The sequence below is a fragment of the Yoonia sp. genome (assembly GCF_017854415.1).
Lineage (GTDB): Bacteria > Pseudomonadota > Alphaproteobacteria > Rhodobacterales > Rhodobacteraceae > Yoonia.
In genome coordinates this window covers 1-8,702 of the sequence record NZ_JAFMHR010000098.1, presented here as the reverse complement: position 1 = coordinate 8,702, position 8,702 = coordinate 1, and the positions used below count along the sequence as shown (strand labels likewise).

The window sequence follows — 8,702 nt, the reverse complement described above, 5'->3', positions numbered from 1 at the left end:
TGCCAAGGTTGGGACATGGTGCCCAGCAAAACTGCGTTCGCAGCCGTGCCGTTGATGATCAGATAGACGGCTGCATCTGGGGCTTCAAACACGTCGCGGACTTGGGCGCGGACTTCGTCCATGATCGGGTCTGCGCCATAGCCAGAGGCGTATCCTTGGTTGGCGGCGATCAAGGCATCCATCACTTTTGGATGCGCGGGCCCTGCGTTGTCAGAGGCGAAAAACATCTAGTATGGCTCCTCGATGATGTAGTCTTCCCAGTCGTCTTCATCGACAGTGACTTCGGAAATTGTTTGACCCTGCATTGATACGCCGGCCTCGTGGACCGAGTTTGGATCACCCGAGATTAAAGGGTGCCAGTCATAAAGCGGGCGACCCTCAAACACCAAGCGGTATCCGCAGGTGAGCGGCAGCCAATACAAATTGTCAGCAATTGTTTTGGGGTTCAGCACGATGCATTCGGGGACAAATTGGTGCCGCTTTGCATAGTTTCCGCACAGGCATGTGGTGTTGTCCAGCAGGCGGCAGGCGACGCGGGTCAATGCGACTGTGCCTTCTTCATCTTCCAGCTTGTTCAGGCAGCATTTGCCACAGCCGTCGCACAGTGCTTCCCATTCCTTCGGGTTCAGTTTGGCCATCGGTTTGGTTTCCCAAAACCGGTTCGCCAATCCGTCGCGCGGGATGTCAGCGCACATCGGCTAAAATCTCGCGGGCTTTGGCACAATCGGCGTCCATATGGGCGATCAGCGCGTCCAGCCCATCGAATTTCAGCTCTGGCCGCAGGTAATCGACCAAGGCCACCGATAGGGTTGTTCCGTACAGATCACCTTTGAAATCAAAGATAAACGTTTCGCAATTGGGCACGTTTTCCCCAAACATCGGCCGCACGCCGATCGAGGCTGCACCGTTATAAGTGCCTTTGTGAGGCCCATCGAGAACATCGACTTTCACCGCATAGACCCCGAATTTTGGCGGGTGCAAGCCATTGATCGACATATTGGCAGTAGGATAGCCCAATTCGCGACCGCGTTGTTTGCCGCGAATGACCTCGCCTTCGATCCGGTGCCAGTGGCCCAGCATCGCGGCGGCGTCGCGCGGTTTGCCGTCGGTCAATGCTTGGCGGATCGCGGTGGATGATACGTTGGCCGTGTCGATGGAAACGATTGGGGCGATGGTCACCCCAAAGCCCATTTCGGCGCCGAAGTCTTCCAAATCTGCGACAGTCCCAGCGCGGCCTTTGCCAAAGCAAAAATCAGCGCCGACAACCACGTGTTTCAGGCCTAGCTGATCTGCGATAATCGTTTGCGCAAATTCGCGGGGCGTCAGGCTGGCCAGTGCATCGTTGAAAGGCACTTCGTACAGCTTTTCGACACCAAGCTTTGCCAAACGATTGGCCTTTGCTTCGGCGCTCATCAAACGAAAGGGGCTGTCTTCGCGGGAAAAATAGCTGCGCGGGTGCGGTTCGAACGTCATGATCCCCAAGGGTGCGTTCGCGGCTCTTGCGGCCTTGCGCGTCAGATCGATAACCGCGCGGTGGCCGATATGTACGCCGTCGAAATTGCCAATAGCCGCAGCAGCGCCGCGGTCGGATGGATCAATGAAAACGGTGTCACGTATAATGCGCATGGCTTTGCGTACCGGACGCCGCTAGGGCGTGCAAGTACGCCGCAGCGCTTAGTCGAATTTACGCGATGGCGCCAAAACAGTTGCGTCGCCGACCAACACTTTTTTGTTGTTCACAATGCAGCGGGTGTTCATCGTCACGCGGCGTCTGGAATGGTCGATGTCAGTGACTTCGACCTCTGCCAGCACCAGATCACCGGGGCGCACAGGGGCCAAAAACTTCAAGCTTTGCCCAAGGTAAACTGTGCCATGTCCGGGCAGTTGTTCGCCAATAACGGCGCTGACCAAACCAGCGGTCAGCATGCCGTGCGCGATGCGTCCACCAAAAATCGTTTCTTGGGCATAGTCCTCGTCCAGATGCACAGGGTTCCGGTCAGTGGAAACTTCGGCGAACATTTCGATGTCGCGGTCAGTGATCACCTTACTGATCGACCGAACCATACCGATTTCGATATCTTCGATGCAGATCGTTCCGCGGGGTGCATTGTCCAACATTTCAGTCTCCGTCAGGTAATAAAAAAACTAGGTATGTATCTAATTTGTAATTTTATTACTTTGCAAACGCAGAAAGATCAAGCGATTCTTCTACCGAAGGTGCCCGATTGTGTAGGTCGCGCTCATTTGTTCGCCTTGCAGATAGGCGGCAAGCGCGTCTGGATCAGGCTGCCGGACGGTTTTGGTTTCTGACGCAGCAAGCCCGCCAGAGATGAACAGCACATCTAGGTCTTCTTGGACGCCGCCCAAGACATCTGTTCCGATGCCATCACCGATTGCGATGATGCGTGGATCAGATGGAGAATTGGCCAGTGCAGCGAGCCTGCGGCGCGCGAGGTCATAAATCGGTGGATGTGGTTTGCCGAAATAGAGGCTTTCGCCACCCATTTCCGTATAAAGTGCAGCCAGCGCACCCGCGCACCATTCGCGAACTTCGCCGCGATCCACGATAATATCGGGGTTTGCACAAAGTAGTTTCAGGCCCTTTTGCTTTGCATAAAGGAACTCGGGCCGGTTCACGTCTACGTCCGCAAGTGGATCGCTGGGGCCACAGCAAACGATGCCTTCTGCCTGATCCAACGGGACCTTTTGAATATTAACGGGGTCTTCAATAATACTCAGCGGCTTGAAAAAGTCATCGTCACGGGGGCTTTCGCCCATAAACCAGATCTTTTCGCCAACAATTCCACGGTACATCGCCGCGCGCGCGCTGTCGCCGGATGTCGCGATCGCGTCCCATGCATCGTCAGGGATGCCAAAGCCGTTGATCTGGCGCGCGACCGAATCCCACGGGCGGGGAGAATTGGTGACAAGCACCACGATGCCCCCCGCAGCGCGGTATTTCTGCATTGCAGCAACCGCGGCGGGCATGGCCGCCACGCCGTTGTGCATGCAGCCCCATAGGTCCACAAACGCGGCGTCATATTGCCCCGAGATTTCTGCGAATTGTTCGATAATCTGGGTCATGCGAGCCGCCTTTGATGAGATAGTTAATTTAGACTTTGAGCGCGGGAATGATCTGCTTTTTGCGGCTCATTACACCAGGAAGCACGACGCTATCGCCTTCGACTTTTGCATCGAACGACTTTTCAGCCACTGTCTTGGTGAAATCATTGGGGATCAGCATCGTCGCTTCCTCTTTGATAATGTCCACGACGAACAGCAGCACTTGATCGACGCCATCTTCGTTTGCAACGATTGGCATTGTGTCCATCAGCGATGATTTACGGTCCAGAACGACCTTTGGGGATGTTGTTTCCAAAACCGAGACGCGGAATTTCTTGCCCTCTACGCTGTACTCTTTGCTATCCATGCGCAGTAATTCAGCGTCAGAAAACGCAGAGATGTCGGATTTTGCCGCAAACATTTCGTCCGCGTAATCCGCGATCTTGATCCCGAGGTCTTTGGCCAACGCCTCGCCCAGATCCTTGTCCATTGCGGTGGTCGTTGGCGACCGGAAAGCCAGCGTGTCGGACAGAATGCAAGATAGCATCAAGCCCTTGATGCCTTCGGGCATATGGTCCGCATGTTCGCCCATCATTTGATGCATGATCGTGGCAGTGCAGGCCAAGGGCCGAATCGTGATGTTGATCGGGTTCTTTGTCTCTAGCCCGCCAGCCAGTTTGTGGTGGTCGATGATTGCTAGCACGTCCGCGTTGTTGATGTTCGCAGGCAGTTCGGCAGGGTTGTTGGTGTCGACGATCACACACGACTGATCATCTTCGACGTCTTCGATGATGTCAGGAAGGTCAAACTTCCAACGTTTGGCAACAAATGCCGCTTCGGTGTTGGGGGTGCCAAGCAGCGCCGCTTTGGCGTCCATGCCGGTGTGGCTCAGGAACCACTCCCAAATCAGCGGCGATCCTGTGCTGTCAGTGTCGGGGGATTTATGGCCAAATACGAGCGTTGTCATGCGGGTCACCTATCATGGGGTCTATGTTTGTGGTGTATATAAGAGCGCCTGTCAGTACTGTCACCCCATTCAGGTTGCGCCTGTTCGTGAATTCGATTTGGCTATCTGTCAGGAGATGAAAAACCGATGCCACGCGAAGCCGATCTGTACCCCGCGATCAAGGCCTATTTGCAACGCCAAGGCTACGCCGTCAAAGGCGAAGTGGGGGCGGCAGATGTGGTTGGTCGCCGCGATGATGATCTGGTGGTGGTCGAGCTAAAGTTGGGGTTCTCGCTAGCGCTGTTTCATCAAGGGATTGAACGGCTTGCCATCACCGACAACGTCTATTTGGCGATCCCTTCTGGCGGAAAGGCTAAGGCATTGAAGGCGAATGTGAAACTTGCCCGCCGCGCGGGGCTTGGTGTGATGACAGTCCGTTTGCGTGATGGTCATATTGATGTTCTGGCTGATCCCGGACCTTATGCCGCGCGTGTCTCAAAAAAGAAAAAGACGCGGTTGTTGCGTGCATTTGATCGGTTGGATGGTGATCCCAATGCGGGGGGTGCGACACGGCACGGTATCATTACGGGCTACCGTCAAGATGCGTTGAAATGCGCGCGGTTTTTAGCCGTGCATGGACCATCCAAAGGCGCGCAAGTCAAAGCGTGGGCCGAAGTTCCCCAAGCGACCGCAATTATGGCGGCAGATCACTATGGCTGGTTCACGCGGGTAGAGCGCGGGATTTACGAATTGACTGCAACGGGTCGCAAAGGTTTGAAAGATTTTGGCGACGCTTAAGGGATGCGGGTGATCGTCCAGCCTTCGTTTTCGAGTAATTGCAGGATGCCCTGATCGCCAATCAAATGCGCTGCACCTACTGCTACAACAATATCATCATGGGTTTGGGTCGCGTCAGTGATCACGGGAATCCAGTTGCGGTTTCGGCTATCCAGCAGCGCGTCTTGCATGTCTTCAAACATCGCCATGCTTTCTGTGGGGTCAAGTTCAGGCATTTCCGCAATCGCTATGCGCGACATGTCCCACAACCGGCCCACGTCCTCGGCAAAATAGAGATCAAGCATGGAAACAAACATCTGCTGTTGCAGATCAGGGGCGAGCATGTTGACGCGCAGCATGTCGATTTGTTCTTCAATGGTCTGGCCCTTGAACAGATCAAAAAGCGTCGTGAAAGGTTCGACCGCTTGCAACGGTACATTCGCAGCTTGTGCATCTTGGATGATCATTTTGTCCAACCCGCTGACGCCAGACAACATTTCTTGGATGGCACAGGCCGGAATGGCGAGGGTCAGGGACAGATACCAAGGCTGCATTTTGGCGGCCATAAATGATGGAATACCGCGCTGTGTCGCGGCATCTGCCACCAATTGCCATGTTTCAACGTCCAAGCGTTCGGGCAGGGTTGGCCCGTCGACGATGAACAAACGTCCGGGGTCGGTGGCAATTAATTCTTGCAGCTTTGCTTCTTCTTCGGGGGTCGCTTCGAGCATGACGAGGTCAGAGTTTTGTACCGCGTCAGCAACTTTATCGCGGATCACCTCAAGCCGAGGGTCATAGATGTGCATCGTCCCGACGATGGTAAGCGTGTCACCACCTTTGACCGCTGCCCAAGTCAGCCCCTCTGCGTAAGGCATATCCGCGATGCTGGCGGAAAGCTGTGCTTTCTGCGCTTCGGTCATCAGATCGAAATAGCTGTCTCCTACGCATGCCGCAGCGGCAGGCAAGCTGAGCGTTGTCATAAAGGCAGTTGCGGCAGCAAGTCGGAGCATTGCGGTCATCCTTTGTCGCAGTATCACGATCAAAGGTAGGCGCTTTGGCGCAAGGTTCAAACCCTGCGCGGGCACAAGCATGCCGTTTACAGCCTACATCACCGATTTCAAGACAAAGCCGATGCAGGCAGCAGAAAGAAGAAAGGTCGCTTCAGGACCGAGAATACTTAGAAAACGCATACCACTTGTAATTGTTTGTGTCCTAGAGCCAACAATTGGTGTGTTCCAGCCACAATTGTTTGGCCCTGCAGAAAAGTTAGCACGGCATTGGTTAAGAAGCGGTGAATGCTCCCGTCGCCCAGCCCCTTAGCTACTTTCCTTGCCAAACGGGGGGGCGTTTTTCGATGAATGCCCGCGCACCTTCGGCCGCGTCAGCGGTCTGTGCGATTTGCGTGATGATCATGTCGTTCTCTGGCCAGTGGGCCGCATCGTTAGCGGCATGTGCTGCTTGGGCCAGCGCAAGTGTATGTTTGACAGCCAGCGGCGCGTTTGTGGCAATGTTAGACGCGATTTCCAGCGCAGATTTAAGCGCTTCGCCATCTGGAACCACACGGTTGATCACGCCCCAATCGGCAGCTTCTTGTGCGCCAAATGGCTTACCAGTCAGCAGGATTTCATTGGCGCGAACACGTGGCACGCTGACCGGCAAGCGGACGGCGCCGCCCGCACCGGGGATTAATCCAATCCGGACCTCTGGCAGGGCGAATTGCGCGGAAGCGCCTGCCACGACCATTTCGCAGGCCAGCATCAACTCGAACCCGCCCGCGATTGCGGCACCTTCGACGGCAGCGATGACGGGTTTGCTACGCGGCCTTTTGACGAAACCACCAAAGCCGTATTGCCCGAAAAGAATGATGTCGCCCGCACCTTGCGAGAAAGCCTTAAGGTCCATGCCCGCGCAAAACAGCGCGCCAGCACCTGTCAGGATTGCGACGCGCACTTCGGGATCGTCCTCGACCTGATCAAAGGCCGCGCGCATGGCGTCGCAGACCGCGGGATTTATGGCATTGCGCTGCCCGGGTCGGTTCAGGGTGATCGTCGCGACGCCATTGGCGGCTTGGTAGAGGACGCAATCGTCAGTCATTTGGAACCTCTTGTTCAGCGCGAGCCCGCAGGTTAGCGCGGATGATTTTGCCAGTGGTTGTCATTGGCATGTCGTCGATGAAACGGACCACGCGGGGAAATTCGTAGGCGGCCAACCTTGATCTGACGTGGTTCGCGATTTCACTCGCGAGCGCGTCAGAGCCTGCGACACCTTCCGCAAGTTGGATGTAAGCCGCCACGATCGCCCCACGGATCGGATCGGGTTGGCCGACGACACCGGCTAATTGCACGGCGGGGTGGGTCAGCAGGCAGTCTTCGATTTCGGCAGGTCCGATACGGTAGCCGCCAGAGCTGATGATATCGTCGTCGCGCCCGATGAATTGAATGCGGCCTGTGGGTGTTTTGCAGCCCTTGTCGCCGGTCAGCAGCCAATCGTCCACGCCGATACGGATGAATTTTGCAGCGGTCGCATCAGGGTTATTCCAGTACCGCAGAAACATTACCGGATCGGGCGCACGCACTGCGATGCTGCCTTCTTGGTTGATGTCGCATGGTGTTGCGGTGGCTTCGTCTATGACGTCGACTAAGTGGCCGGGCACGGCAAAGCCCATCACACCCGGTTCAGCGGGTTCAAGTGCTGCGCAAGAGGACACGATCATGTTGCATTCGGTTTGCCCGTAGAATTCGTTGATTGTCGTGCCAAAGACCTGCTGGCCCCAAGCGATCAGTTCTTTGCCCAAGGTTTCACCACCGCTCGCCACCGACCGCATGGGAACAGGCGTGTCTGGCGTGTCGAGACGCATCAGTTTGAGCGCCGTTGGCGGCAAAAACGCATTGCGAATGTCGTGAGTTCGGATCAAATCAAAGGCGGCTTTGGCCGTAAACTTGCGAAAACGGCATGCCACAACCGGGACGCCGTGGTGTAGCGCTGGCATCAACACATCCAGCAGGCCGCCAATCCAAGCCCAATCGGCGGGGGTCCAGATTTTATCGCCCTGTTGGGGAAAGAAATCATGGCTCATTTCAACGCCGGGTAGATGGCCTAATAACACGCGATGGGGCAGCAATGCGCCCTTGGGCGGACCTGTGGTGCCAGAGGTGTAGATCAGGATTGCCGGGTCATCGGCGGCGGTGTCGAGAGGCGTGAATTTGGTAGGCTGCGCGGCGCAAGCCGCATGAAAACAATCCGCGTTTGGCTGCGCGCCATTGATACAAAGGATGCGTTTCAAAGCGGGAAGTTCATCTGCAAGATCGGTCAAAATACCGGCGCCATGGGCGTTGGTGACAACCACACTTGCACCTGAATCGCGCAGACGGTGCAGCAAGGCTTCGGGCCCGAAAAGGGTGAACAGCGGCAAAGAAATTGCGCCCATTTTCGTGGCTGCGATATGGGCGGCTGCGGTCTCGATGCATTGGGGCAAAAGGACAGCGATCCGGTCGCCAGCCTGGGCTGTACTTGCAAGCGCGTTGGCCAGTTGATTGGACAGATCGCGTAGCGCGCCAAAGCTGATTTCGGTCGCTAGGCCAGCGTCGTCGACATCAATAATCGCGGTGCGATCAGGCGTTGCAGCGGCATGTTTATCGCAGATGTCGACGCCAATATTATAGCGTGCGGGAATGTCCCAAACAAAATTGGCACGGGTGTCCTGCAAAGACTTCTGCTGCTTTAACATTTGCCAAAAATGAACAATTGTTCAATTCCTGTCAATTCCCAATTTCTGGGTCTGAAGCAAGAGGATTTCTTGAATTTCAGCGCGTCAATTTATGGCTAAATGGTGTGTTCAGGTTGGTGCCGAATGGGGCAGTCTGAAGTGGTCCGGCAAAACTGGACAGCGTGCTAAGATGTATCCAACCTTGAAGAC

10 protein-coding genes are annotated in these 8,702 nt (G+C 55.5%); 1 reads left to right on the top strand and 9 read right to left on the bottom strand.

What is annotated here, in order from left to right; genetic code table 11:
* The 6 genes from QZ197_RS11450 to QZ197_RS11425 all read right to left on the bottom strand — a co-directional run.
* Positions 1–227 (bottom strand): beta-eliminating lyase-related protein (locus tag QZ197_RS11450; RefSeq protein ID WP_296432102.1); only part of this gene is annotated, 227 nt, incomplete at its 3' end.
* Complete coding sequence (locus tag QZ197_RS11445) at positions 228–695, bottom strand: YcgN family cysteine cluster protein (protein WP_296432101.1); 468 nt, start codon at positions 693–695, stop codon at positions 228–230. It abuts the gene before it with no gap.
* Positions 685–1,626, bottom strand: coding sequence for a bifunctional riboflavin kinase/FAD synthetase (locus tag QZ197_RS11440; protein WP_296432100.1), 942 nt, complete (start codon positions 1,624–1,626; stop codon positions 685–687). Before QZ197_RS11440 ends, QZ197_RS11445 begins: the two co-directional genes overlap by 11 nt.
* Positions 1,627–1,674: 48 nt before the next feature.
* Complete coding sequence (locus QZ197_RS11435) at positions 1,675–2,118, bottom strand: MaoC family dehydratase (RefSeq protein ID WP_296432099.1); 444 nt, start codon at positions 2,116–2,118, stop codon at positions 1,675–1,677.
* Between the two features lie 90 nt (positions 2,119–2,208).
* The gene (locus QZ197_RS11430; RefSeq protein ID WP_296432098.1) at positions 2,209–3,084 is read right to left on the bottom strand and encodes a TIGR01459 family HAD-type hydrolase; all 876 of its coding nucleotides are present in this window, start codon (positions 3,082–3,084) and stop codon (positions 2,209–2,211) included.
* Between the two features lie 28 nt (positions 3,085–3,112).
* Positions 3,113–4,030 (bottom strand): manganese-dependent inorganic pyrophosphatase, encoded by a 918-nt coding sequence (locus QZ197_RS11425; protein ID WP_296432097.1) that lies wholly within the window; start codon positions 4,028–4,030, stop codon positions 3,113–3,115.
* Between the two features lie 126 nt (positions 4,031–4,156).
* On the opposite strand from QZ197_RS11425, the gene QZ197_RS11420 reads away from it, so the two are divergent.
* Positions 4,157–4,807, top strand: a complete 651-nt coding sequence (locus QZ197_RS11420; protein WP_296432096.1) for a DUF2161 family putative PD-(D/E)XK-type phosphodiesterase — start codon at positions 4,157–4,159, stop codon at positions 4,805–4,807.
* Here QZ197_RS11420 and QZ197_RS11415 read toward each other — a convergent pair.
* The 3 genes from QZ197_RS11415 to QZ197_RS11405 all read right to left on the bottom strand — a co-directional run bounded on the left by QZ197_RS11415 (position 4,804) and on the right by QZ197_RS11405 (position 8,513).
* Positions 4,804–5,796: a TraB/GumN family protein gene (locus QZ197_RS11415; protein ID WP_296432094.1), complete on the bottom strand. Its 993-nt coding sequence runs from the start codon at positions 5,794–5,796 to the stop codon at positions 4,804–4,806. The genes QZ197_RS11420 and QZ197_RS11415 overlap by 4 nt on opposite strands.
* 310 nt (positions 5,797–6,106) lie before the next feature.
* Entirely contained in the window at positions 6,107–6,880 is a 774-nt protein-coding gene (locus QZ197_RS11410) for a crotonase/enoyl-CoA hydratase family protein (RefSeq protein WP_296432093.1), read from the bottom strand.
* Positions 6,873–8,513, bottom strand: a complete 1,641-nt coding sequence (locus tag QZ197_RS11405) for an AMP-binding protein (RefSeq protein ID WP_296432092.1) — start codon at positions 8,511–8,513, stop codon at positions 6,873–6,875. The genes QZ197_RS11410 and QZ197_RS11405 overlap by 8 nt, the downstream gene beginning before the upstream one ends.
* Positions 8,514–8,702: the final 189 nt, after the last annotated feature.

What these genes read in the sequence shown, in the direction of transcription:
- QZ197_RS11425 (WP_296432097.1), bottom strand. Translation starts at nt 4,030, where the DNA reads ATGACAACGCTCGTATTTGGCCATAAATCCCCCGACACTGACAGCACA.
- QZ197_RS11415 (WP_296432094.1), bottom strand. Translation starts at nt 5,796, where the DNA reads ATGCTCCGACTTGCTGCCGCAACTGCCTTTATGACAACGCTCAGCTTG.
- QZ197_RS11430 (WP_296432098.1), bottom strand. Translation starts at nt 3,084, where the DNA reads ATGACCCAGATTATCGAACAATTCGCAGAAATCTCGGGGCAATATGAC.
- QZ197_RS11405 (WP_296432092.1), bottom strand. Translation starts at nt 8,513, where the DNA reads ATGTTAAAGCAGCAGAAGTCTTTGCAGGACACCCGTGCCAATTTTGTT.
- QZ197_RS11420 (WP_296432096.1), top strand. Translation starts at nt 4,157, where the DNA reads ATGCCACGCGAAGCCGATCTGTACCCCGCGATCAAGGCCTATTTGCAA.
- QZ197_RS11410 (WP_296432093.1), bottom strand. Translation starts at nt 6,880, where the DNA reads ATGACTGACGATTGCGTCCTCTACCAAGCCGCCAATGGCGTCGCGACG.
- QZ197_RS11435 (WP_296432099.1), bottom strand. Translation starts at nt 2,118, where the DNA reads ATGTTGGACAATGCACCCCGCGGAACGATCTGCATCGAAGATATCGAA.
- QZ197_RS11445 (WP_296432101.1), bottom strand. Translation starts at nt 695, where the DNA reads ATGTGCGCTGACATCCCGCGCGACGGATTGGCGAACCGGTTTTGGGAA.
- QZ197_RS11440 (WP_296432100.1), bottom strand. Translation starts at nt 1,626, where the DNA reads ATGCGCATTATACGTGACACCGTTTTCATTGATCCATCCGACCGCGGC.